22 protein-coding genes are annotated in these 24,158 nt (G+C 65.6%); 10 read left to right on the top strand and 12 right to left on the bottom strand.

Annotated elements, in window-relative coordinates; translation table 11 throughout:
• Positions 1-24 precede the first annotated feature (24 nt).
• The 6 genes from GLS40_RS14085 to GLS40_RS14060 all read left to right on the top strand — a co-directional run bounded on the left by GLS40_RS14085 (position 25) and on the right by GLS40_RS14060 (position 5,662).
• Positions 25-885, top strand: a complete 861-nt coding sequence (locus GLS40_RS14085; protein ID WP_160383372.1) for a MaoC/PaaZ C-terminal domain-containing protein — start codon at positions 25-27, stop codon at positions 883-885.
• An 11-nt stretch (positions 886-896) separates the two neighbouring features.
• Positions 897-1,310 (top strand): Zn-ribbon domain-containing OB-fold protein, encoded by a 414-nt coding sequence (locus GLS40_RS14080; protein WP_160383371.1) that lies wholly within the window; start codon positions 897-899, stop codon positions 1,308-1,310.
• Positions 1,307-2,452, top strand: coding sequence for a thiolase C-terminal domain-containing protein (locus GLS40_RS14075; protein ID WP_160383370.1), 1,146 nt, complete (start codon positions 1,307-1,309; stop codon positions 2,450-2,452). Before GLS40_RS14080 ends, GLS40_RS14075 begins: the two co-directional genes overlap by 4 nt.
• A 212-nt stretch (positions 2,453-2,664) precedes the next feature.
• A complete protein-coding gene (locus GLS40_RS14070) occupies positions 2,665-3,567 on the top strand; it encodes an SDR family NAD(P)-dependent oxidoreductase (RefSeq protein WP_160383369.1) in 903 nt (300 codons plus the stop codon).
• Between the two features lie 281 nt (positions 3,568-3,848).
• A complete protein-coding gene (locus GLS40_RS14065) occupies positions 3,849-5,177 on the top strand; it encodes an MmgE/PrpD family protein (RefSeq protein ID WP_160383368.1) in 1,329 nt (442 codons plus the stop codon).
• Complete coding sequence (locus tag GLS40_RS14060; RefSeq protein ID WP_160383367.1) at positions 5,174-5,662, top strand: MarR family winged helix-turn-helix transcriptional regulator; 489 nt, start codon at positions 5,174-5,176, stop codon at positions 5,660-5,662. The genes GLS40_RS14065 and GLS40_RS14060 overlap by 4 nt, the downstream gene beginning before the upstream one ends.
• 164 nt (positions 5,663-5,826) lie before the next feature.
• Here GLS40_RS14060 and kynU read toward each other — a convergent pair whose 3' ends face one another.
• The 12 genes from kynU to GLS40_RS14000 all read right to left on the bottom strand — a co-directional run bounded on the left by kynU (position 5,827) and on the right by GLS40_RS14000 (position 18,761).
• Positions 5,827-7,029, bottom strand: coding sequence for a kynureninase (gene kynU / locus GLS40_RS14055; protein WP_160383366.1), 1,203 nt, complete (start codon positions 7,027-7,029; stop codon positions 5,827-5,829).
• Positions 7,026-7,856: a tryptophan 2,3-dioxygenase gene (locus GLS40_RS14050; protein WP_160383365.1), complete on the bottom strand. Its 831-nt coding sequence runs from the start codon at positions 7,854-7,856 to the stop codon at positions 7,026-7,028. The genes kynU and GLS40_RS14050 overlap by 4 nt, the downstream gene beginning before the upstream one ends.
• Entirely contained in the window at positions 7,853-8,620 is a 768-nt protein-coding gene (locus GLS40_RS14045; RefSeq protein ID WP_160383364.1) for a GntR family transcriptional regulator, read from the bottom strand. Before GLS40_RS14045 ends, GLS40_RS14050 begins: the two co-directional genes overlap by 4 nt.
• Before the next feature lie 239 nt (positions 8,621-8,859).
• Positions 8,860-10,074, bottom strand: coding sequence for a D-amino acid dehydrogenase (locus GLS40_RS14040; protein ID WP_160383363.1), 1,215 nt, complete (start codon positions 10,072-10,074; stop codon positions 8,860-8,862).
• Between the two features lie 10 nt (positions 10,075-10,084).
• Complete coding sequence (locus tag GLS40_RS14035) at positions 10,085-10,864, bottom strand: SDR family oxidoreductase (RefSeq protein ID WP_160383362.1); 780 nt, start codon at positions 10,862-10,864, stop codon at positions 10,085-10,087.
• A gap of 24 nt (positions 10,865-10,888) precedes the next feature.
• On the bottom strand, positions 10,889-13,168 hold the full coding sequence (locus tag GLS40_RS14030) for a molybdopterin-dependent oxidoreductase (protein ID WP_160383361.1): 2,280 nt from the start codon (positions 13,166-13,168) through the stop codon (positions 10,889-10,891).
• Between the two features lie 4 nt (positions 13,169-13,172).
• Positions 13,173-14,108, bottom strand: a complete 936-nt coding sequence (locus GLS40_RS14025; RefSeq protein WP_160383360.1) for a dihydrodipicolinate synthase family protein — start codon at positions 14,106-14,108, stop codon at positions 13,173-13,175.
• Between the two features lie 5 nt (positions 14,109-14,113).
• Complete coding sequence (locus GLS40_RS14020) at positions 14,114-15,412, bottom strand: TRAP transporter large permease (RefSeq protein ID WP_160383359.1); 1,299 nt, start codon at positions 15,410-15,412, stop codon at positions 14,114-14,116.
• Positions 15,409-15,891, bottom strand: a complete 483-nt coding sequence (locus GLS40_RS14015; protein ID WP_160383358.1) for a TRAP transporter small permease — start codon at positions 15,889-15,891, stop codon at positions 15,409-15,411. Before GLS40_RS14015 ends, GLS40_RS14020 begins: the two co-directional genes overlap by 4 nt.
• A 57-nt stretch (positions 15,892-15,948) precedes the next feature.
• Positions 15,949-16,947 carry a TRAP transporter substrate-binding protein gene (locus tag GLS40_RS14010; RefSeq protein ID WP_160383357.1) on the bottom strand — a complete coding sequence of 333 codons (999 nt, stop codon included), beginning with the start codon at positions 16,945-16,947 and terminating at the stop codon, positions 15,949-15,951.
• A gap of 92 nt (positions 16,948-17,039) precedes the next feature.
• On the bottom strand, positions 17,040-17,957 hold the full coding sequence (locus GLS40_RS14005) for a LysR substrate-binding domain-containing protein (RefSeq protein WP_160383356.1): 918 nt from the start codon (positions 17,955-17,957) through the stop codon (positions 17,040-17,042).
• Positions 17,958-18,134: 177 nt separating this feature from the next.
• Positions 18,135-18,761, bottom strand: coding sequence for a TetR/AcrR family transcriptional regulator (locus tag GLS40_RS14000; protein ID WP_160383355.1), 627 nt, complete (start codon positions 18,759-18,761; stop codon positions 18,135-18,137).
• A gap of 268 nt (positions 18,762-19,029) precedes the next feature.
• Between GLS40_RS14000 and GLS40_RS13995 the strand changes: the two genes are divergently transcribed.
• From GLS40_RS13995 to GLS40_RS13980, 4 genes are all read left to right on the top strand, one after another.
• Positions 19,030-19,971 (top strand): ABC transporter permease, encoded by a 942-nt coding sequence (locus tag GLS40_RS13995; protein ID WP_160383354.1) that lies wholly within the window; start codon positions 19,030-19,032, stop codon positions 19,969-19,971.
• A gap of 98 nt (positions 19,972-20,069) precedes the next feature.
• The gene (locus tag GLS40_RS13990; RefSeq protein ID WP_160383353.1) at positions 20,070-21,755 is read left to right on the top strand and encodes a dipeptide/oligopeptide/nickel ABC transporter permease/ATP-binding protein; all 1,686 of its coding nucleotides are present in this window, start codon (positions 20,070-20,072) and stop codon (positions 21,753-21,755) included.
• Positions 21,752-22,585: an ATP-binding cassette domain-containing protein gene (locus GLS40_RS13985; RefSeq protein WP_160383352.1), complete on the top strand. Its 834-nt coding sequence runs from the start codon at positions 21,752-21,754 to the stop codon at positions 22,583-22,585. The genes GLS40_RS13990 and GLS40_RS13985 overlap by 4 nt, the downstream gene beginning before the upstream one ends.
• Before the next feature lie 24 nt (positions 22,586-22,609).
• Positions 22,610-24,157 carry an ABC transporter substrate-binding protein gene (locus GLS40_RS13980; protein WP_160383351.1) on the top strand — a complete coding sequence of 516 codons (1,548 nt, stop codon included), beginning with the start codon at positions 22,610-22,612 and terminating at the stop codon, positions 24,155-24,157.
• The last annotated feature ends 1 nt before the right edge of the window (position 24,158 follow it).

Here is a 24,158-nt window from a genome sequence, read left to right as displayed (position 1 = left end):
CGGGGCAGCCAAGGGAGAGGGCAGATGATCGACTACGATAGACTGAAGGCGCGGGCTTTCGCGCCGGTTGAGCAGAGCTACACGACGCGCGACACGATCCTCTATGCGCTCGGGCTGGGCCTCGGGGCGGATCCGCTGGATGCGGCGCATCTCAGGGCGACCTATGAACGTGACCCGGGGTTCTGCGCTTTGCCCTCGATGGTCAACGTACTGGCCGGGCCGGGTTTCTGGGCGATGGAGCCGGACACCGGGCTGACCTGGCAGAAGATCCTGCATGGCGAGCAGAGCTTTACCCTGCACGCGCCCCTGCCGCCCGAGGGCACGATCCTGGGCGAGACCCGGATCGTCGACATCATCGACAAGGGCGAGGGCAAGGGCGCGCTGCTCTATTCCGAGCGGCGGATGACCGACAAGGCGACCGGCACCCTGATCGCCACCGTCGAAGGCACCAGCTTCGCGCGCGGCGACGGCGGCTTTGGCGGGCCTTCGGGGCCGGTCAAGGACGTCCACGCCATGCCGGAAGGCGAGCCCGAGGCGGTGTTCGATCACAAGACCCTGCCCGGCCAGGCGCTGATCTACCGGCTTTCGGGCGACTACAACCCGCTGCATGCCGACCCTGAGGTCGCGACCGGCGCGGGGTTCAAGCAGCCGATCCTGCACGGACTTTCGACGCTGGGCGTGGCGTCCTGGTCGATCACGGCCGCACTGGCGGATGGCGATCCGTCGGCGCTGAAGCATTTGCAATTGCGGTTCTCTTCCCCGGTCTACCCGGGTGAGACGATCCGCACCGAGATGTGGCGCGACGGCGACGCGGTGAGCTTCCGCGCGCGGGTGGTCGAACGCGACGTGGTCGTGCTGAACAACGGACTGGCCCGCCTGGGCTGAGGGAGAACGAGATGAGCGAGAGACAGGTACCGACGATCTACCCGGAGACCCGGTTCTACTGGGACGGCGCGAAGGAGGGCAAACTCCTCCTCAACGCCTGCACCCCCTGCGGCGGCAAGGCATATTTCCCGCCGCGCCCGTTCTGCCCGACCTGCGGCAGCCGGGACGTCGAGGTCATCGAGGCCTCGGGCAAGGGGACGCTGCATTCCTACATCATCAATCACCTCCCGGCGCCGGGCTACGAACCGCCGTTCACCGTGGCGGTGGTGATGCTGGAGGAGGGCGTGAAGATGGTCTCCAACATCCTCGATTGCCCGGCCGAGCCCGAGGCGCTGGTCCTGGACATGCCGCTGGAGGTCACCTTCGAGCAACGCGGCGACATCGCCGTCCCGCAATTCAGGCCCCGCAAGGGAGGTGCCGCATGAGCCGCGCAACCATCGCCATCGTCGGCGCCGCCGAGACCACCCGCCTGGGCAAGGTGCCCGAGCTGAGCCAGACCGGCCTGCATGCCGATGCCGCGCTGAACGCGATGGCCGACTGCGGGCTGACGCCGGCAGATATCGACGGCATCGCCACCGGCGGGCATGACGTGGCCGAGATCGCCCAGTACCTCGGCATCACGCCCAGCTGGTACGACGGCACAAGCGTGGGGGGCTGTTCCTTCATCACGCTGGTGCGTCACGCGGCGGCCGCCATTCAACAGGGGCTCTGCACGACCGTACTCGTCACCCACGGCGAGAGCGGGCGGTCGAACAACCGCAATCATCGGCCGATCTTTCCGTCGATGCAGCAGCAGGAGTTCGAGTCGATCTACGGCCCCCTCGTGCCGCCCTCGCGCTTCACCCTGCCGGTGCTGCGCAAGATGAAGGATGACGGCCTGACCGAGGAGCAGCTGGCCATGGTCGCCGTGGTTCAGCGGGAATGGGCCGCCTTCCACCCCCGTGCCACGATGCGCGACCCGATCACGGTGGATGACGTGCTGACCTCGAAGATGATCGCCTATCCGTTCCGGCTGCTGATGTGCTGCCTCGTCTCGGATGGCGGCGGCGCGCTGATCCTGACGAGCGCCGAGCGGGCGAAGGACTTCCCGACCAGGCCGGTCTACCTGCGCGGCAGCGGCGGCGAGAGCGCCGAGGGGCCGATGATCTCTCAGATGGAGAGCTTCTCGTCTTCCAGGGCCTTCCGTCTCTCCGGCAAGGCGGCCTTCGAGAGCGCGGACATCGGCCATTCGGATGTCGACCACCTGATGATCTACGACGCCTTCGCGCATCTGCCGGTCTACGGGCTGGAGGACCTTGGCTTTGTCGGCCGCGGCGAGGGTGGCGCCTTCATCGCCGAGGGCAACACCCGCCCCGGCGGCAAGCTGCCGCTGAACACCAACGGCGGCGGGCTGTCCTACATGCATTCGGGCATGTACGGGATGTACGCCCTGCAGGAGGCGGTGCGCCAGATGCGCGGCATTTCCCCGGCGCAGGTCGAGGGCGCGAAGCTTTCGGTCGTGCACGGCGTCGGCGGCATGTTCAGCGCCGCGGCCACCGTCGTCATGACGACCGAGGAGCGGTGGTAGCCAGCTCTGGCCGGACGATATGGGGAAGGGCGCGCCGGCACCGCCGTATTCCTCGGGGACGGTGTCGCAGAGCAGGCCGTTCGCGTCAGCCTCCTCCCCTGGGATTCGCGCCCGGATCTGCGAGCGCAATTGGCGCCGATGTAATTCGCTTGTGAACAATACACAGGGGAATTAAAAACGGCCTGGAACCGACGAACAAAGGGAGAAGCAGCATGCTTGACGGAAAAGTGGTCGTGGTGACCGGCGCGGGCCGGGGGATCGGACGGGACATCGCGCTGATGATGGCGAAGAGCGGGGGCCGGGTGATCGTGAACGACCTGGGCGGCGCGGCAGACGGCGCGGGCGCCGACGCGACCCCCGCGCAGGAGGTCGTGGACGAGATCAGGGCGGCGGGCGGCGAGGCGGTGGCCAATTTCGGCAACGTGGCCAGGCCCGAGGACGCCCAGGCGATGTACCAACAGGCGATGGACGAATTCGGCGCCATCGACGTGGTGGTCAACAACGCCGGCATCCTGCGCGACGTCATCTTCCACAAGATGACCGAGGAAGACTGGGATTCGGTGATCGCGGTACACCTGAAGGGCAGCTTCAACATGGCTCATGCCGTGGCCGCTCAGTTCAAGATGCAGGCCTCGGGCTGCTTCATCAACTTCACCTCGACCAGCGGCCTGATCGGGAACTTCGGGCAGGCGAACTATGCCGCCGCCAAGCTGGGGATCGTCGGGCTGTCGAAATCCCTGGCGCTCGACATGGCGCGGTTCAACGTCCGCTCGAACTGCATCGCGCCCTTTGCCTGGTCGCGCCTGATCGGAACCATCCCCGCCAAGACCGAGGCCGAGAAGGCCCGGGTCGAGCGGATCAGGGAGATGACGCCGGCCAAGATCGCGCCGCTCTGCGTGGCGCTGGCGGATCCGACCTGCGACGTCACCGGCCAGATCTTCGGTGTGCGCAACAACGAAATCTTCCTGTTCAGCCAGCCGCGCCCGATCCGTTCGGCGCATCGCTCGGAAGGCTGGACGCCGGAGACGGTGCGGGACCATGCCCTGCCGGCGATGAAGTCGGACTTCTACCCGCTGGACCGCTCGGGCGACATCTTCACCTGGGACCCGGTCTGATGGGCAGCGAAGGGCCGGGCCAGCCCGGCCCGGACGACGCGCCGGAGTATCCGCACAACGCCGCGCGTGGCATATTCGGACAGGATGGCGCCCCGCGGCCCGCCCCGCGCTTCGCCCGTGCCGCGCCCCCCGTGCCGCCGCCGGGCCGGGCGCCGGGCAGCGATACGGACGCGGTGCTGGGCGATCTCGGGTTGAGCGGTGACGACATCGCCAGGGCCACCGGTCGGGTGGCATGACGGGATGCCATCAGGGCCGGATGGGCAAATGAAAGGATGCATGACATGGGGCTGACCGACGAAATTCTCGACCTCGCCGCCACTCCGCCCGAGGGGCTGCCCGAGGCATCGCTGCGGCTGGCGCGGCTGTCGTTTTTCGACTGGCTGGCCTGCGGGCTGGGCGCGGCCGGGGAACCTGTCACGCGCCATGTCCTGGACTTTGTGCAGGGCGAAGGCGGGACCGCCGCGGCCACCGCGTTTGGCGGCGCGCGGATGCCCGCGCGGGCGGCGGCGCTGGCGAATGGGACGATCTCGCATGCGCTGGATTACGACGACACCCATTTCGCCCATATCGGCCACCTATCGGTCGGCATCTTCCCCGCCGCGCTGGCGGCCGGGGAGATGACGGATGCAAGTCTGGCAGAGGTGATCGCCGCCTTTCTCGTCGGCGCGGAGAGCGCGATCCGGATCGGCGTCACCCTCGGCGCGGGGCATTACGAACGCGGCTTCCACCAGACCGCAACCGCCGGTGCCTTCGGGGCCACGGTCGCGGCGGGCAGGCTCTTCGGACTGACGCGCGCCCAGATGCGCGCGGCCCTCGGCCTCTGCGCGACGCGGGCCAGCGGGCTGAAAAGCCAGTTCGGCACCATGGGCAAGCCGCTCAATGCCGGGTTCGCCGCGTCCAACGGCGTGGAATGCGCGCGGCTCGCCGCGCTTGGGCTCACATCGGCCGACGACGGGCTGGCCGGACCGCAGGGCTTTCTGCCAACGCATTCCGACGCTCCTGCTCCGACGCCGGTGCCAGCGCCGGGGCAGTTCCTGTTCGATGACATACGCTACAAGCTCCACGCCTGCTGCCACGGCACGCATGCGATGATCGAGGCGCTGCAGGAGCTTCGCGACCGGTCCGGGCTCTCTCCGCAGGCGGTCGAGGCGATCACAGTCACGGTGCACCCGCGCTGGCTGAAGGTCTGTGACATCAAGCAGCCGCGCACCGGGCTGGAGGTGAAATTCAGCTACACCCGGCTGGCCGCCATGGTCCTGTCGCGGGTGCTGACCGCGGATCCGGAAAGTTTCACCGACGCGGTGGCGTCCGACCCCTCGCTGGGGGCTCTTGCCGCGCGGGTGCGGGTGGACTCCGATCCCGGGATCGCCGACACCGCCGCGACGGTCCGGATCGTGATGCGGGATGGCACGGATGCCGAGGCAGGGCATGACCTGATGACCCGCTTCGCGCCCGCAGAGATCGAAGCCCGGGTGACCGGCAAGGTCGCGGCGGTGATCGGCCAGAGGGCGGGGCCGTTGTGGACGGCGATCGCCGGAGGCCTCGACGCTCCGGCCAGCGAAATTGCCAGGCATCTTGCGTTCAACCAAGAGACGCTGGCGGCGGAATGAGCGAGCAGAAACAGCAGGATCTGGAACCCGGGTTCATCTTCCAGCGTGTCGCCCGTCAGCGGCTGAGGCTGACGGACAAGCGCCTGGCGCCCCACAACCTGACCTCGGCGCAGGTCTTCCTGCTGAACTGGCTGCTGCACAGGGACGGGATGACCCAGAAGGAGCTGGCGCAACGACTCAGCATCGGGACCGTGGCGGTCAGCGGGATGGTCGACCGGCTTGAGGTCGCGGGGCTGGTCCGGCGCGGCCAGGACCCGAACGATCGGCGGGCCAAGAAGGTCTGGCTGAAGGATTCCGTCCGCACGAACCGTGAATTGCTCTCTGGTCTCGCGAAGGAGATCAACGACGTCTCCTTCAAGGGTATGAGCGCGACCGAGATCAAGACGCTGCTTGGCCTGATGGACAAGGTGCACCGCAACCTGGTCGAGGCGCTGGATGCCGACGATCCCAGCAAATGGGTCAACGAACAGCCGATCCGCCGCTGACCCGCGCTGTCAGATCGCCCGGTCCGCGCTTTCCCAGTAGGGTGCCCGCAGCCGCCGTTTCTGCACCTTGCCCGAGGGATCGCGCGGCAATGCGTCGGTCCGGACGTAGAGCCGCGGGAGCATGTATCGCGCGATCCGCGGCGCCAGGTGCCGGGACTGAACACCTAGGTCACCTGGTGTCTCGTCCTGAACTCGGGCGCGTCCCAGAGGCGGTCTGTCAGGATCCGCGTCAGGATCCGGGCTGCCTGCCTCACGTCCTCTTCATCCAGGTAGAGCGGAGTGAAGCCAAAGCGCATGATGTCCGGGGCGCGGAAATCGCCGATCACCCCATGCGCGATAAGGGCCTGCATCGCGGCATAGCCATCGTCGAAGGCAAAGGAGACCTGGCTGCCGCGCATCGCGGGGTCGCGGGGGCTGGCAAGGCGCAATTGGGGGCAGTTGGCCTCGACCTCCTTGATGAAGAGCTCGGACAGGCGGATGCTCGCCGCGCGCACGTCCTGCATGTCGACGCCGTCCCAGACTGTCAGCGCCTGTTCCAGCGCGGTCATCTGGATCACCGGGGGCGTGCCGACGCGCATGCGGGCGATGCCGGGGGCCGGGCGATACTCGGGCTCAAAGGCGAAGGGGGCGTCATGCCCCAGCCAGCCGGCAAGCGCGGGCTGCATTTCGGCGGCGACATCCTCGCGGGCGTAGATGAAGGCAGGGGCGCCGGGACCACCGTTGAGGTATTTGTAGGTGCAGCCGACGGCAAATTCGCAACTGGATCCGGCGAGGTCGACAGGCACCGCCCCGGCGCTATGCGCCAGATCCCAAAGCATGATCGCCCCGGCCGCATGGGCGGCCCGGGTGATGGCGGTCATGTCATGCATCCGGCCGGTGCGGTAATCGACCTGGGTGATCATGGCCACGGCGACGGTGTCGTCCATCGCACCGGCGACCTCCTCGGGCGCGACCACGCGGAGCGTGTAGCCCTGACCCAACTGCCGGATCAGCCCCTGCGCCATGTAGAGGTCGGACGGGAAGTTGCCGCTGTCGGACAGGATCACGCGGCGGGCGGGGCGCAGTTTCAGGGCTGCCGACAGCGCCTGATAGACCTTCACCGAAAGCGTATCGCCCATGGTGACGCTGCCGGCGGGGGCGCCGATCAGGCGCGCCACCCGGTTGCCGACGCGGGCGGGCTGTTCCATCCAGCCATCGCGGTTCCACCCCGTGATCAGGTGGTCACCCCATTCCTGCTCCATCATCTGCTGGACCCGTTCGGTGGTGCCCCTGGGCAGCGGACCCAGAGAGTTGCCGTCGAGATAGATCACGCCCTTGGGCAAGTGGAAACGCTCCTTGACGGGGAGGGTTCGGGTGGTGGCGTTCATAGCTGACCTCTCAGGTTCCAGAGCTCGGGGAAGAGTTCGACTTCGAGCATCTTGCGCAGGTATTTGACACCGGACGTGCCGCCGGTGCCGCGTTTGAACCCGATGATACGTTCGACCGTGGTGACGTGATTGAACCGCCAGCGGCGGAAATAATCCTCCATATCGACCAGCTTTTCAGCGAGCTCGTAAAGCGACCAATGCTGCTCTGGTGCCTGATAGACCCTGGTCCAGGCGGCCATCACGGCCTCATCCGCCTGATGAGGCTGGTCGAGGCGGTAGACAGCAGGATCGAAGGTGAGGCCAAGCTGGGCGGCAAGTTGATCCAGCGCCACGTGATACATGGATTTCCGGCCCAGTTCCTGTGTCAGCATGAGGTGCAGTTCGGGGCGGTGTTCGTGCACCTTCAGCATGGCGGTGTTGCGGTTGCCCAGAATGAATTCGATCAGCCGGTATTGATGGGACTGAAAGCCCGATGATTTGCCCAGGGCCTCGCGAAAGGCGGTGTATTCGCTGGGGGTCATGGTGCGCAGAACATCCCAGGCGTTGTTGAGCTGTTCGAAGATCCGGGCGACCCGGGTGAGCATCTTGAAGACCGGCGGGAAATTCCCCCTGGCCAGTTCATCGCGCGCGACCGAGAGCTCATGCAGGGCCAGGCGCATCCACAGTTCGGACGTCTGGTGCTGGATGATGAACAGCATCTCGTCATGGGCATCCGACTGCCGGTTCTGCGCGCCCAGAATGGGATCGAGCGCGAGATAGTCGATGTAGGACATGTCCTTGGCAAAGGACATCTGCGCCCCGTCGCTGGAGGGGTCAAAAGCCGTCATGGTCTGGCCTCGTAGTTCCGGGTCTGGAGTGTCGTTGCCACCGGCGCGCCCGAAGGGAGCAGCGTGCCGAGGTGCTGAAACGCGCGGATGGTCAGGTTGACGTGTTGTTCAAACGCGGGCCGGGCCCGGTCCGCGCCCCGCGTCACCGCGATATCGTAAAGCGCGTCATGCGGGTCGAGCGCCATCGCCTGCGCATAGATGTCCGCGATCCGCGGGGCGTTGTCGGGATGACTTTCGAACAGGTCCCGCAACCCCGACTGAATGAACAGCTGGTAGCGGCCAAGCTGATCGGTCAGCTGGCGCTGGAAATGCTGCATCCAGGGCGCGTCCGCGGCACCGATCAGCGCGTCGTGAAAGGCCTTGTGGCGCCTGTTCCAGAGCGCGATATCCTCCGGACTGCCGGTGACGGACATGGCGGGCGTTTTCGACAGTTGATGATAGGCGCCGATGACGCGCGCCTCCCAGGCATCATCGCCACGCAGGACAGACCGCTGGAACAGGCTGCCTTCGATGGCGCTGCGGCTGTGTTCCAGATCGAACAGCTCATCCAGAGAGATACCCGCCACGCGAAACCCCTTGTTGTGTTCGATCACGACCAGCTTTTCCGTGCTCAACCGGTTGAGGCATTCGCGGATCGGCGTGACGCCCACGTCGTACCGCTGTGCCATGGCGGGCAGGCGCAGGGGCGCATCCGGCGCGAGTTTGAGCGTCAGGATATCCGCGCGCATGCGCAGGTAGAGTTCATCTGATTTCGAACGCATCATGGATGTCCCCCTTTCGTTTGCCGATCTTAGCTAAGATACATGAAATGATCAATCGTATATGATTTTAGAAGTGACAATAAGATCCCTGCCCGGCCGGGCAGACCGTGGCCCGCTGCGACCTGCCCGGCGCTAAGCACATGTCGGGGTTCGGGCTGACCGAGCATGGCGTTGCCGCGTTCCGTCCGGAACCGGAGGTTCCGCAGGCCAATCACTCTGTCCCGGGCCTGACCAACGATGGTCTAGCGGGTGTGACCGGCGATCAGATCCGAAAGCATCCGCCCTGTGCCCGCCGCCTGCGTCCAGCCGTTCGAGCCGTGGCCGAGGTTCAGGAAGAGGTTTGCAAAGGCCGTGCGCTGCACGAGGCTGGGGCCGGAGGGCGTCATCGGGCGGAAACCGTGCCAGAACGTGGCGTCGTCATAGCGGGCCGCGCCGGGAAACAGCTGTTCGACGCGCGCCCGCAGGCTGCGCAGCACCGGTTCGGGCATGGAGCGATCAAAGCCCGCCAGCTCGGCGACCCCCGCCGCGCGCAGCCGGGTGCCGAGCCGGGTGATCATGATCTTGGAATGCTCGTCCATCACCGATGAACGCGGCGCCGCCTCGGTGTCGGCGATCTCGGCGGTCATCGAATAGCCCTTCACCGGGTAGACCGGCAGGCGGATCCCAAGCGGGCGGAGCAGGTCGATCCACGGCCCTGTCGCCATGACCACCGCATCCGCCGCGATCTCTTCGCCATCCTCCAGGCGCACCGCCTCGATCCGTCCGGCGCTCTTGCGGAACCCCGCGACCCGCGCCCGGAACCGGAAGCGTCCGCCCGCCTGCTCGATCAGCCCGGCCAGCGCCCTGGTAAAAAGGTGGCAATCGCCGGTCTCGTCGGTGGTCAGCCGAAGCCCCCCCGCCAGCGGCACGTCCGAACACGCCAGCCCCGGCTCCACTTCCAGCACCTCTCCCGGCGACAGGAGGCGGTGCGGGATATCCAGCTTTGCCAGCACCGCGGCCGCGCGACGACCGCCCGCCGCCTCCTCGCCGGTCTGGAAGATCTGCAGCACGCCGCCGGTGCCGTGGTCGTAGGCGATGCCGGTCTCCTCGCGCAGTTGCATCAGGCAGGCTTTCGAGAAATGCGCGGTGCGCTGCATCTGGGCCTTGTTCCGGGCAAAGCGCGCGGCGGTGCAATTGGCCACGAAGCGCGCCAGCCACTGCCATTGCGACAGCGAGGCGCGCGGCCGGATCTTCAGCGGCGCCGAGGGTTTGAACATCCAGCCCGCCGCCTTGAGCGGCATGCCGGGCGCGGCCCAGGGTCCGGCAAAGCCGGGGCAGACGCCCCCGGCATTGGCAAAGGAGGTTTCCAGCGCCACGCCCTCGCGGGCCTCCAGCACGGTCACCTCGTGACCGTCCCTTGTCAGATACCAGGCCGAGGTGACGCCGACGACGCCCCCGCCGATGACGACGATCTTCATGGCTGCGCTTTCAGTAGGTGCCGGGATAGCTGCCGCCATCCACCAGCAGGTTCTGCCCGGTGACAAAGCCCGCATGCTGCGAGCAGATGAAGGCGAAATAGGCACCGATCTCTTCGGGGCGGCCGTAGCGCCCCGCCGGGTTGGACGCGGCGCGCAGGGCGCGGACCTCCTCGTAGCTCGGCCCGCCAGGTTCCAGCATGCCTTCGATGTGTTCGCGCTGTGCGGCGCTGTCAAAGATGCCGGGCAGCAGGTTGTTGATCGTCACCCCCTTGCCGATGGTCTGCCGCGACAGGCCGGCGGTAAAGCCCACCAGACCCGAACGCGCGCCATTCGACAGGCCAAGTTCCAGCTGCGGGATCTTGACGCTGCGCGAGACGATGTTGACCACGCGGCCCCAGCCACGCTCCATCATGCCGTCCACCAGCGCGCGCATCATCATGATCGGCGGCAGCATCATCAGGTCGACCGCGGCGATCCACTCGTCGCGATCCCAGTCGCGGAAGTCGCCCGGGGCCATGCCGCCGGCGTTGTTGAGCAGGATGTCCGGCTCGGGGCAGGCCTCTATGATCGCGGCGCGGCCGTCCTTGGTGGTGACGTCCGCGGCCACCCAGCCGACCTTGGCGCCGGTGGCCGCGCGGATCTCCGCCGCGGTCTGCTCAAGCTGTTCGGCGTTGCGCGCGGCGATGGTGACCTGCGCGCCCTCGGCGGCCACCGCCATGGCGCAGGCCCGGCCCATGCCCCGGCTCGCCCCGGTGAGAAGCGCCCGGCGCCCCGCGATCCCCAGGTCCATGAATGTCTCCTTCGTGAGTGTGGTTCAGTGCGTTTGATCGGGCTCGGGCGCGAGGCGCACGAGGGCGGAGAGCGCGGCGGTCGCCTGCGCAAGGCGCGAGGTCCGGCGGTCAGAGGTCAGCACGTTGGGATTGCCGTTGCGCTCCGCTCCGCCGGCGGGGTCCGGCTGGAACCAGGCACCGGTGGGCATCACCAGCACGCCACGGCGCAGGCCGGGGTCGGGCAGGGCAGTGGCCCGGCAGGCCCCGCGGGCGTTTTCAAGCCGCACCACCTGGCCCCTGGAAATTCCATGATCCGCCGCATCCGCCGGGTTGATCCGCACCGGCGCAGGCGCGCCGGACATGCCGGCCGAGGTCTGCCAGAGCTGCCCGTGCAGCTGCCGTTCGGGCTGGTGGGTGACCAGGTGGAATTGGCCCTTGGCCGCCGTGCCGAGCCATTCGGCCGGCGCGTGAAAGATCGCGTGGCCGGGCTGGTCGGCATAGCCGAAGCCCGCGACACGTTCCGAGAAAAGCTCGATCCGGCCCGAAGGGGTCGGCAGCGGCTGCGCCTCGGGCGCGGCACGGAACCCGGCCAGCATCACCTCGGGGCCGTCCGGTGCGGGAACGCGCCAGATGCCCTGCTGCCGCAGCGCCTCGAAGCTTGGCACCGCGATGCCCTCGGCCGCGCCCTGCGCCTCGCTGGCCTGCCACATGCGGCGCAGCCAGCCCTCTTCGTCCAGTCCCTCGTCATAGGCCGCGCGGCAGCCGAGCCGCCCGGCGAGCGCGGCAAAGATGTCGCGGTCGTTGCGGGCCTGCCCCTGCGGCGGCACGAGCGGTGCCATGTAGACCACGTGCGGATCGCGCGAGGTGCCGCCGATGTCGGCGCGCTCGGCCGAGGTGGTGGCGGGAAAGACGATGTCGGCGCGGCGCGCGGTGGCGGTCCACCAGGGTTCGTGCACGATCACCGTCTCGGCCCGGGCCCATGCGGCCTGCACCTTGCCGAGGTCCTGCGCGTGATGGAACGGGTTGCCTCCGGCCCAGTAGATCATCCGCAGATCCGGCAGGGTGATCTCGCGCCCGTCGAAGGGCAGCGGCGCGCCGGGATGCAGCAGGGCGTCGGCAAAGGCGGCGGCGGGGATCGCCATGCCGGCATTGGGCAGGCCGGGAAAGGTGGGCACATAGCCGCGCCTTGCATTGGCCCCGACCGATCCCATCGAACCATATCCGAAGCTGAAGCCGCCGCCGGGCAGGCCGATCTGCCCCAGCATCGCCGCAAGCGCGATCAGCGCCCAATAGCTCTGCTCGCCGTGCTCGGCCCGTTGCAGCGACCACGAGGCGGTGAGCATCACGCGGCCTTCGCGGATCCTCTGCCAGAGGGCGCGCAGCGTCCCGACCGGAATGTCGGCCAGCGCGGCGGCCCAGTCGAGCGTCTTGGCGGTGCCATCGGCCGCGCCTGTGAGATAGGCCACCAGCTGCTCATGCCCGGTCGTGTAGCGTGCGAGGAAGTCGCGGTCGGCGCGGCCGGACACCCAGGCCTCGTGCGCAAGGGCCAGCATGATGGCGGTGTCCGAGCCGGGGCGGGGCTGGATCAGCGTCGCCTCAAGCCCCTCCGGCACGTCCTGCGCCAGGGGCGAGAGCACGGTGAAATGGCAGCCGCGCGCCTGCGCGCGGGCCACCAGATCCGGCAGCGGATGGTCCACCGCGCCGCCCGAGGTGACGCGCCAGTTCTTGGGGTTGAGCCCGCCAAAGGCGATCACCGCGTCGGAATGCCCGGCAATGCTCTGCCAGCTGGTCGAGGCATGCGAGACCGCCGCGGCGGAGCCCAGCACATGCGGCAGGATCACAGCCGCCGCGCCCCAGGAATAGTTGCCCACCTGGTCGGTGAAACCGCCCGCGGCGGCAAGGAACCGGCGCAGCTGGCTGCGGGCATGGTGCAGCCGCCCCGCCGAGGACCAGCCGTAGGAGCCGCCGAGAATGGCGGTCGGGCCGTGCGCGCGGTGCATCCGTGCGATCTCGTCCGCCGCGAGGTCGAGCGCCACGTCCCAGTCGACGGGCACCATCTCGTCCCGCCCGCGCATGTCCGAGGGCGCGGGCCCGCCATCGAGCCAGCCGCGCCGGACGTGGGGCCGGTCGATCCGCTCGGGCGAATGCACAAGCTCGGGCCAGGCGCCGATCATCGCGGGATCGGCGCCGCCCAGCGGGACGGCCCGGACAAGCCGCCCCTGCTTCACCTCGGCGCGAAAGGCGCCCCAGTGGCCGAGGCTGACCGGCGCGTGATCCAGCGCGGCGTCCTGCGCCGCATCGGTCGCCACCAGCTCCTCGGCCATCGGTTTACTCCGCCGCCAGTTTCGGCGCCGACAGGCCGTATTTCTCGGCCAGGCCGAGTTTGGCGAAGATGTCGAGGCCCTTTTGCAGAATCTCGGGCTTGGCGGGCTGCAGCGGCGCCCGCAGGGGGCCGGACGGCAGGCCGACGGCCCGCATCAGGGTCTTCACCGAGACCGGGTTGATGGTCGAATAGGCGAAATGCAGCATCGGCAGGTTGTCGAGCCAGGCTTCGCGGCAGGCAAAGGCGTCCTCGCCGGTCTGCCAGGGCTTGGAGATCACCGCCATTTCCTGCGGGATGATGTTGCCGGTCATGTTGGCCGTGCCGTGACCGCCAAGCGCCATGGTCGGGATCACCAGCCCCAGGTTGGGCGAGCAGCAGCACATGATCGACATGTCGGGCTTGGCCGCGCAGACCTGCGCCACCTGGCCGACGCGGGTGGTGCTTTCCTTCAGCACCACCATGTTGTCGTGCTTGGCCAGCTTCAGCAGATTGTCCCAGTGCAGGTCCGTCTTGACCCGCGGCGGGTTGTTGTAAAAGCCCATGCCGATGTCGGTGCTGTCGAGCACCTCCATGGCGTAGTCGGTGATCGCATCGTTGTCAGCGCAGATATAGGCCGGGGCGGCCATGATCACGCCATCCGCGCCGCTGTCCTTGGCGAAGCGCGTGTAGTCGATGGTGGTCGCCGTGTTGTTGCCGGTGACGCCGTAGTACATCAGCATCTTGCCGGGCTTCATCTTCGCCGTCTCGGCGATGATCATCTTGCGCTCCTCGGGCGAAAGCATCGAGACTTCGCCGGTCGAGCCCATGATCAGCACAGCCTCGGTGCCGTTCTCGGCATGCCAGTTGAGCAGTGTGCGGAAACCTTCGAGATCGATCGAGCCGTCGTTGTTCATCGGCGTGACAAGCGCGACGAAGGAGCCGGTGGGTTTGATGTGGGTCATGGTGTTCAACCTCCTTTGAACAGTTCAGGAACGAGAAGCTTGGGCAGGCCAAGCACGATGTCGGGGACGAAGTACGACAGGATCGCGACGAAGATCGTCAGCAGGCAGATTGGCGCCGCGGCGAGCATGCAGCGCCCGAGCGAGGCCCCGGCGATCTGCGAGGCGATCAGCAGGCAGATGCCGTAGGGTGGTGTGACCAGCCCGACCGACAGCACGATGGTCGACAGCACGCCCATGTGGATCGGGTTGATTCCGGCGGTATCTCCGAGCGCCTGGATGATCGGCAGAAAGATCAGCGTCGCCGAGATCGGGTTGAGCACCATGCCGACCAGCAGCAGGAAGCCGACCAGCATCAGGAAGATCAGGAAGGGGGTGTCCGTCACCCCGAGGATGAAATCCACGACGATCTGTGCCGCGCCGAGATAGGCGATCAGCCAGCCGAAGATGCCTGCCCCCGCCACGGTGAACATCGGGATGGCGAAATCCACCACCGCATCGGCCAGCACCTTGGGCAGGGCCCGCAGCGGCACGTCGCGATAGACCACCACCGACAGGAACAGCGCCCAGAGAACCGCCGCGATGGCGCCCTCGGTGGGGGTGAAGATGCCGCCGACGATGCCGCCCAGCACGATGACCGGGATCATCAGCGGCGGCGCGCCGCGCACCAGGATCCGGCCCATGGCCGACATGCCGGGGAAGGGGTTCGCCGGATAGCCGTAGCGCACCGCAAGCACGTAGGTATAGCCCATCATGAACAGGCCCACGAGCACCCCGGGCACCACGCCGCCGACAAAGAGCGCCCCGATCGAGACATTGCCGAAGGCGCCGTAGACGATGAGGATGATCGACGGCGGGATGATCACCCCGAGCGTCGAGGAGGCCGCGGTGAGCGCCGCGGCGAAGGGCGCGGGATAGCCCGCCTGCTTCATCGCCGGGATCAGGATCGAGCCGACCGAGGCGGTGTCGGCGGCGGCCGAGCCGGACAGGCTGGCAAAGACCATCGACACGAAGACGTTGACGTGGCCAAGCCCGCCGCGCACGTGACCGACGGTGGCATCCGCGACCTCGAGCAGCCGCGTGGTGATGCTGCCCGCGTTCAGCAGCCGCCCGAGCAGCATGAAGAACGGCACGGCGAGCAGGGTAAAGCTGTCGATGCCGGCGAACATCTGATTGACCACCGAGATCAGCGGCAGCCCCTCCATCGTGATGACCAGCGCCGAGGAGAGGATCAGCGCGAAGCCGATGTTCACCCGCACCGCGATCAGCGCGAAGAAGGCGAGAAGAAGTGTGACGAGGGGATTCATGTCCGGGCCTTCCCGAGCGGATCGCGGATCAGCGCGATCAGGTGTTCCACGAGAAAGACCGCCATCAGACCGCCAGAGACCGGCAGCGGCAGGTAGATCCAGAACCGCGAGATGCCGAGCGACTGCACCTCGCCGGTGGCCCGCATGCTGGCAAGCGTCCAGCCGTGCACGCTGAGGATCCACGCGACGATGAACCCGGCGACCAGCGTGATGATCTCGACCGGCAGGCGCACCGCGGGCCGGTGGGTCGGCAGCACGTCGACGAAGTAATGCGCGCCGGTCCGAAGGCCGAGCGCGGCGCCGACGAAGATCAGCCAGGTGAAGAGGAGCAGGGCAAGATCGCTGGTCCAGATCATCGCCGCGTCCAGCAGGTTGCGGGCGATGACCTGCAGGCCGACGGTGACGATCATGGCCGCGAAGGCGATCCAGGAACAGAGGCGGATCACCGCCGCGAGCCCGTCGCACAGACGTTGCAACATGGGAGGTCTTTCAAACTGGCTGCCTGCCGGTGACCGGACAGGCAGCCCAGGGGCGGGTTACTGCTTGAGCAGCGTGTATTCGTCGGAAAGATCGAGCTCTTCGGCAAGCTCGACCTGCAGCGGCGCGAGCACTTCCATGAAGGCGGTCTTGTCCGGGCGGGTGACGGTGACGCCATGCTCGGACTGCAGCGTCTCGACCAGCGCGGCGTCATAGCCCTTGGCCTTTTCGACACCCAGCACGTTGGCCGACTCCGCGGCCGCCTGCACGATCTGCTGCAGGTCCTCGGGCAGCTTGTTCCAGGTGACTTCCGAAATCGACGTGTGGTTCACCTGGATGGTGTGCTCGGTCAGCGCGAGGTTCGGCGCGACTTCGTAGAGTTTCGAACCGGTGTAGCCCGGCAGCGAGCTTTCCATCGCTTCGGCAACGCCGGTCTGGATCGCGGCATAGAGCTCTCCCCAAGCGACGGTCACCGGCAGCATGCCGAAGGCGGCCCAGGTCTTGGCATCCATCGGCGACGGCGGCGTGCGCATCTTCAGCCCGGCGAGGTCGGCCGGCGCGGTGATCGACACGTTTTTGGTGGACATGTTGCGGGTGCCCGAACCGCCGAGCGCCAGCAGCTTCATCCCGACGCCGCGGTCCTGGTAGACCTGCTCGAAATGGGCGTGCACCGGGGTGCCGGGGCCGACCTTCTCAAGCGCCTCGTCCATGCTGCCAAAGAGGTAGGGCATGGTGAAGATCCCGAATTCGGGGATCTGCTGCACCGCATTCGAGGTGGTGGAGATCATGATGTCGATGGTGCCAAAGGCCATCTCGCCGATCACTGCCGGGTCCTGCCCCAGCTGGCCGCTGTCGAAGATCTTGACCTCGACGCGGCCCCCCGACGCCTCTTCGATCTCGGCCTTCATGGCCTCGGCCATGTCGTTATAGGGGTGCGGCGACTTGACCAGCGTGTGGATGCGCAGAGTGACCTCGGATGCGGCGGCGGCAGCGCCTCCGAGGGCCAAGGCGGCCAGCCCGGTGCCGAGCGTGAGGAGGGCGCGTCGAGAGATGGTCATGGTCGTTTCCCTGTTGTTAGGTCGGTTCGGTGTGATTTGTCCGGACCCTTCCGTGGTGAGATGATAATTTCAAATACAATAAAATGTTGGGGTCATGCGGTCTTGTTATGAACCTGTTCGCCAAAATGCGGTTGGCTGGCGATGGTTTCCTGAAAGAGATTGAAGAATTCCGTTGCTGCGCGGGACATTGGCGTCCCGGTGGGCTTGAGCACCTGGTAGTCGAAGGGCACCGAGGGGCTGAACGGCACGACCCTGACCCTGTCGCCGAAAATGCCCGGGGTGATCGGGTCCACCACCGCAATGCCTACATCGAGGGCAGCCAGGGCGCAGGCCGAGTAGCTGGGCTGGGTCTCGGTGACGATTTTCGGGGCGACTCCCGCCTCGGCAAAACAGCGCATGAGGTAGGTATAGGTCAGCGTGCGAAAGTTCAGCGCGACCATCGGTTCTCCGTCGAGGTCCCCGGGGCGAATTTCCCTGCGGCTCGCCAGACGGTGCTTTGGCGACATCACGCATACGCAGTTCGTGCGGTAGGCTGCGAGCACTTCGACGTCCTTGCGCCCCGGATCGGTCTGCGCGATGCCGAGGTCGATCTGTCTGGACGCCAGGAGATCGAGGATCCGCGGCGAAGTATGGACATCGTGGCTGATGTCGATGCCCGGATGCTCCGTGACGATCCGCTTGAGCGTTTGTGGCAGAAGCTCGAAGGACACCATCGGCATCGAGGCGACCCTGCAGAAAGCCCGGTTGAGCGCGCGGATATCCTCGGCGACCTGCCCCAGCCGGTCGAGCCCGTAGAACATGCGTTCCACTTCCTGAAAGAACTCATAGGCCTCGCGGGTGGGCACGGCCTTGCCGCCGGGGCGATGCAGAAGCGGAAAGCCGATGCTCGCCTCAAGATCGGCCAGCATCCGGCTCACCGCCGGTTGCGAGACATTCATCGCCCGCGATGCCGCTGTGATGGTGCCGTGGCGCATGACCATTCGAAAGGCGTTCAATTGCTTCTGATTCATGGTGTCTTCGCATCGCTCCGCACGGCATCGGCCTTCGCCCTGCCACTCCTTACTACAGCACCGGCGGGTCGCCACCCAGCGACGAACAGGTGCCCGCCGCATTGTCGGGGCAGGTCCAATTCGCTGCACGCGGTTCAAGACACCCGGATCGAAGGCAGGACACCGGTCTGCCCGCAGTCAGGGATCAGCTTTTGCAAAACGCAGCGCGACCTTTGCCCCGAGCTGACGGCGGAATTCCCGTGCTTCGGGCTTGTCGAGGTCGAGGCCCATCGAGATGCGCAGCGTCGCCATGTTGGAAACCGCCTGGAAAGCGAGGCCCGAAATGACGAGATATAGCTCGGTCGCATCGCAGTCTTGGCGGATCTCGCCCGTTTTTTTCCCGCGGGCCAGAATGTCTTCGAGCACCGTCAGATTGTTGGCGGTTCGGGAGCGAATGATGTCCGACCCGCTGATCGTCCTGGCGTCGTTGAGATTTTCGGCCATCACAAGCCGCACGAAATCCGAGTTGCGGAAATGCGCCTCGAAATGGCGCTCTGCATAGCGTTGCAACGCGTCCAGCGGCGGCAGTGCGCCAAGCTCTTCCTGGGGGCCGGCACGCCCCATTTTTTCATATGCTGCCTCAAGGACGGCGCGATACAGGCCCGCTTTGTTGCCGAAGTAATAGTACAGCATCATCTTGCTGGTCTTGGTCTTGCTGGCGATGACGTTGATGCTTGCACCGTCCAGGCCCGAGCGCACGAACTCGGCCGTTGCCGCCGCGATGATGTCCGCCCGCGTCGCCTCCTCCAGCGTCTTGGCCGTCATGTCCTTCTTGTAGCGCCGCCGACCCGGCGTACGCGGTTCACTGTGGTTTTGATCTGACAAAATCGTTCAGCCCCAAGTTCCGTGCCCCGGCATTTACGCATTCCTGTGTCGCTATGTGAGACTCCATTCCCATGAAAGTTCTCGATTGACAACGTAGCGCTCATTTTTATATACCACCCAGTATAAAAACTGGAAAGCGCAAAGTACCGTGTGTTCGAGGGGGGATTTCGATGGTTGGACGCGGAACGGGTGAAGGCACGCCTCAGGCATGATTCGCTTAATTCTCAAGCGCATAGCGCTATCGGTCCCGCTTGTGATCGTGGTGACCATGCTGACCTTCGTCTTGAACAACATGGCGCCGGGCGACATGGCGGCCACGCTGTTGCAGGGGGAGGGATCCAATGCTCAGTATGAGGAATTGCGGGTAAAGCTCGGACTCGATCGCCCTGTGCTGGAGCAGTACGGGGATTGGTTGGGGAGTGCCGCGCAAGGCGATCTTGGAAAATCGTTCTTCACCGGCGAAAGCGTTGTCTCGCTTCTCAATCAACGCTTCTGGGTTTCCTTTTCCCTGGTCATCGGCGCCCTGATCCTGTGCGTCTCGGTTGGCATTTCCCTGGGACTGGTGAGCGCCCTGCGCGGCGGTTTCATCGCGCGCGCCGTTGATGTCGTCTCGGTCGCGGCGCTGATCTTTCCCAGTTTCTGGGTGGCGATCGTTCTGATGTCCGTGTTTTCGGTTTGGCTGCGATGGCTCCCCGCTGTGGGGTATACGCCGCTGACTGAAAACCCGCGTCTGTGGTTCCTGGGCCTCATTCTGCCCGTCATATCCGTTGCGCTTCATTCGATCACCACCATCGCCAAACAGACGCGCGACTCCATGGGCGATACCATGAACCGGGATTTCATCCGCAGTCTGCGGGCCTGCGGAATTCCCGAGCGCGCCATCATCTTCAAACATGCCCTGCGCAACGCCTCGCTGCCGGTGGTGACCGTCATCGGGCTTGTGACGGTTTCGGCCATCAGCGGCACCGTCTTTGTCGAGCGCGTCTTCGTTCTGCCCGGACTTGGCAGCCTGGCGGTCGAGGCGGCGCTCAACAGCGACATCGCCTTGCTGCAGGGCGTGACCGTCTATTTCACGCTGCTGATCATCGCGGTGAACCTGATCGTCGACCTCAGCTATGGCTGGCTCAACCCAAAGGCGAGGGTGGAATGACCGACGCTGTTCAAATCGATACACCTGCTGTCCCGCGCGTCGCTGGCCGCCCCAATCTGTTGCTTTCGATCCTGCTTCGCCCGCTCGGATTGTTTTCTGTGCTCTGGCTGAGCATCGTTGTTATCGTTGCGGTTTTTGCCCATCAGATCGCACCCTACGACCCGATGCAGCAGAACCTGCTGGCGATCAAGCAATACCCGAGTGCCGCGCATCTGCTGGGCACCGACGCTTTCGGTCGCGACATTCTGAGCCGTCTCATCGTTGGCAGCTCCGGCACGATACTGGGGGTTCTGCAGGCGCTGAGCGTTGCCGCTCTCCTCGGGATCTCCCTGGGTGTGGTGGCCGGCTATTTCGGCCGTTGGGTCGACAGGGCCATCGGGGTCTACGTCGAAATCATCATGGCGCTTCCCAACATCATCATCCTGCTGGTGATCTTGACGATCTTCCAACGAAACATGTCCATCGCCATGATTGCCGTCGGCATCATCGGGTCAGCCAATACCGCGCGGATCATTCGCAGCGCGACGCTTGGTGTGCGCAACGAGCTGTATATCGAGGCCGCGCGGATCACCGGACTCAGCGATCTGGCCATCATCCGGCGCCATATCATTCCCCGCATCCTGGGGCCGATCACGGTGCAGCTTTCGATCTTTGCGGCCATCAGCATTCTGATCCAGACCGGCATCAGCTTTCTGGGGCTTGGTGTGCAGCCGCCCTTTCCAAGCTGGGGCGGCATGATCCTGGAAGCCTCGGTTGCCATCAACGACTTCCCCTGGCTCTTGGTGCCATCCGGCCTGACGGTCGCCATCACTATCCTGGCGTTCGGCCTGCTGGGAGATTCCGTGCGCGACAGTCTTGCGGCGCGCTGGACCCATACGAGCACGCCCCAAAAGCAGCGCGCGGGCTTCCGTGCCGGCACGACCTCCCAACAGGCGTTCGACGACAGCGCGGCCCTGAGCGTGCGCGGCCTGACGATTGTCACCCGCAAGGATGGGGTCGAAAAAGCGCTGGTCGAAGACCTGAATTTCGACCTGGCAGCCGGGGAAATCCTGGGCATTGCCGGAGAGTCCGGTTCGGGGAAAACGCTCAGCAGCCTTGCGGTTCTGGGGCTGTTGCCTGCGGGTGTCGAGGTCGTTTCGGGCCAGATGCGGTTTTCCAGCAAGACCTACGATCTGAGCAATACGCGCGCGCTCCGCCCTTTGCGCGGCCAGCAGATCGCGATGATCTTTCAGGAACCGATGGCCGCGCTCGACCCGTGTTTCACCATCGGCCATCACCTTGTCGAAGTCATCCGGCGGCATACGCCCATGAGCCGGGCCGAGGCGCGGGCCAAAGCCATCGAGGCGCTCGCAGAGGTGCAGATCGCCGACGTCGAGACGGTGATGAAGAAATATCCCCATCAGATCTCGGGCGGCATGGCGCAGCGCGTGGGAATTGCGCGGGCGCTGATCCCCGCCCCTCAGGTCCTGCTTGCCGACGAACCGACAACCGCACTGGATGTGACGGTGCAGGCAGAGATCCTGGATCTGCTGCGCGAGTCGCAGAAGAAGCGCAAGATGTCGGTCGTATTTGTCACCCATGATTGGGGTGTGGTTGCCGACATCTGCGACCGTGCCATGGTGATGTATCACGGCAAGGCGCTGGAAACGGCCAGTGTCGAGGACATCTTTGCCCGACCGTCGCATGCCTATACCCGCGCGCTTCTGGCGGCGGACCCGCATGCCGCGCCTATTGGCGAACGCCTCCCCACAATTCAGGACATGCTGAAAGAGGGCTCCAGATGAGTGCCAATACAGAAACGCCATTGCTTTCGGTGCGCGGGCTCAACGTCTACTTCGGCCCCTTTCAGGCACTCAAGAACATCGGTTTCGATATCCCGACCGGCACAACCCTCGGGCTTGTGGGAGAGTCGGGATCCGGCAAGACGACCATCGGCAAGGTCATCCTGGGGCAGGTCAAGGCCGAAAGCGGCAGCGTGATCTACGACGGAGAAGACATCACCAATGCGTCCCGCAGTCGGCGCCGGGGCTTGGGCCGCGACATTCAGGTGGTGTTTCAGGATCCATACAGTTCGCTCAATCCCACGCGGACCATCGGACAGACCCTGAGCGAACCGCTCATGATGGCCGGTGTGACGTCGCGCACCGACATCCGCCGCCGCATCAAGGAGCTTCTCGATATCGTCGGCATGCCGGCCGACACCGCAGACCGGTATCCGTTCGAGTTTTCGGGCGGGCAACGCCAGCGCGTGGCCGTGGCGCGGGCCGTCATCGCAAAACCGCGCCTGGTGGTGTGCGACGAACCGGTCAGCGCGCTCGATCTGTCTGTGCAGGCGCAGGTTCTCAATCTTCTCAATGATTTGCAGCGGGAATTGTCGGTAAGCTTCTTGTTTATTTCCCACGATCTTACCGTCGTGCGGCACGTCTCTCACCGGACGATTGTCCTCTACAAAGGCGAGATCGTTGAGGAGGGGGACGGGGCTCAGATCCAGGATGCCCCCCAGCACGCCTACACCCGAACACTGCTGGCGGCGGCGCCCGTGCCCGACCCCGCGCGGCAAAGGGAAAAGCGACAGCGGTGGCGTGAGATGCGCCAGGCGCAACTCAATACCTAAAAAACTGACGAAGGAGGAGGAAACATGGCCATTTTCAAGTTCCCGAAACAGGCTGCCCATCTTGCGATGGCCGCAGCTGTGGCTTTCGGCGCATCCGCCGCACAACCGGCTTTTGCGGATGACATACTCACCGTGGGCAATCCGTTCCCGCCGTTCAGCCTTGATCCGGCGCTATCGGGCAACGGTCGGGCGGGCACCTGGCTGCTGCCGACTTACGAGCCGCTGGTGCGCACCAAGGCGGATGGCAGCTTCGAGCCGGCCCTGGCCACTTCGTGGCAGGTGTCCGACGACGCCCTGTCCGTGACCTTCACCTTGCGCACCGACGCGAAGTTTTCCAATGGCGAGCCCGTGAATGCAGAGGCCGTCAAGAAATCTGTCGAGTATTTTGTCAACAAGAAGGGCCCCTTTTACGTCAACCTGGCGTCCATGACTTCGGTTGAGGTGCTCGCACCGGATCAGGTGAAAATCTCCCTGTCCGAACCCAACCCGGCGATTGTCAGCCTGTTCGATCAGAACTGGAACGCCGGGGCCATTATTTGCCCGGCCATGATCGACACGCCGGACGTGCTCCTGACCGAAAGCTGCGGCGCCGGACCCTACGTGCTCGACTCCGCCAACTCGATCAGCGGCAAGACCTATGTCTATACGCCCAGCGAGACCTATTACGACCAGTCCAAAATCTACTGGGACGGGATCAAGATTTCGGTGTTCCAGGATCAGAACTCCGGCGTTCAGGCCCTCAAGGCAAACCAGCTGAAATTGCTGATCTCCGATCCGTTCACCGGTCACTCGAACAGGGCGGCGGTTGGCGACAGTCTGCGTCTGGTCACCTCTCCGCTGCAATGGGCGGGCCTGGTGCTGACGGACCGTATCGGTGAGGTCAATCCCGCGCTGGCCGATATCCGCGTGCGCAAGGCGCTCAACATGGGGATCGATCGCGACCTCGTTGCCAAGGCGATGTTCGGCGATCTGGCCTATGGAACCGACCAGATCCAGGCAAAGGGCTTTGTCGGCTATGACCCGGCACTGGAAGAGATGTACCCGTTCGATGTCGAGAAGGCCAAGGCCCTGCTGGCCGAGGCAGGGTATGGCGACGGTCTCAGGGTCAAGGCCACCTACGTGACCAGCACCCTCAACGATGCCCTGTTTCAGGCCTATGCCGGGCAGCTCAGCCAGATCGGCGTGACGCTGTTTGCCGATCCCAAGACGGGCTTTGCCGGTTTGCGCCAGGCCAACAAGGATCGCACCTACGAGACCCTGCTGTTCAACACCAACTCGGGCATTCCGGATCTTGCCAAGTTCCAGACGCTGTCGCCGACCGGGTCGCTCAACGCCTATGCGACCACTGACGACGAGCTGACCGCGTTGATCGACAAGGCCTCTGCCACCGTAGAGCCGGACGCCCGCAAGGCGGCCTGGGAAGCCGTTTATCGCCGGGTGACAGAGCTGGCCTGGTTCCTGCCCGTGCTTGGCATTGATGCGACCTATTTCGCCACGTCCGATATCGAGACACCCGAGATCGGTCAAAGCGTCATCATCGATCTCGCGTGGGTCAAGCCCGCGAACAAATAAC

The sequence above is a fragment of the Pseudooceanicola pacificus genome (assembly GCF_009789075.1).
Taxonomy (GTDB): Bacteria; Pseudomonadota; Alphaproteobacteria; order Rhodobacterales; family Rhodobacteraceae; genus Pseudooceanicola; species Pseudooceanicola pacificus.
The sequence above is the reverse complement of the archived record's forward strand: the minus strand, read 5'-3'. Positions and strand labels throughout refer to the sequence as shown.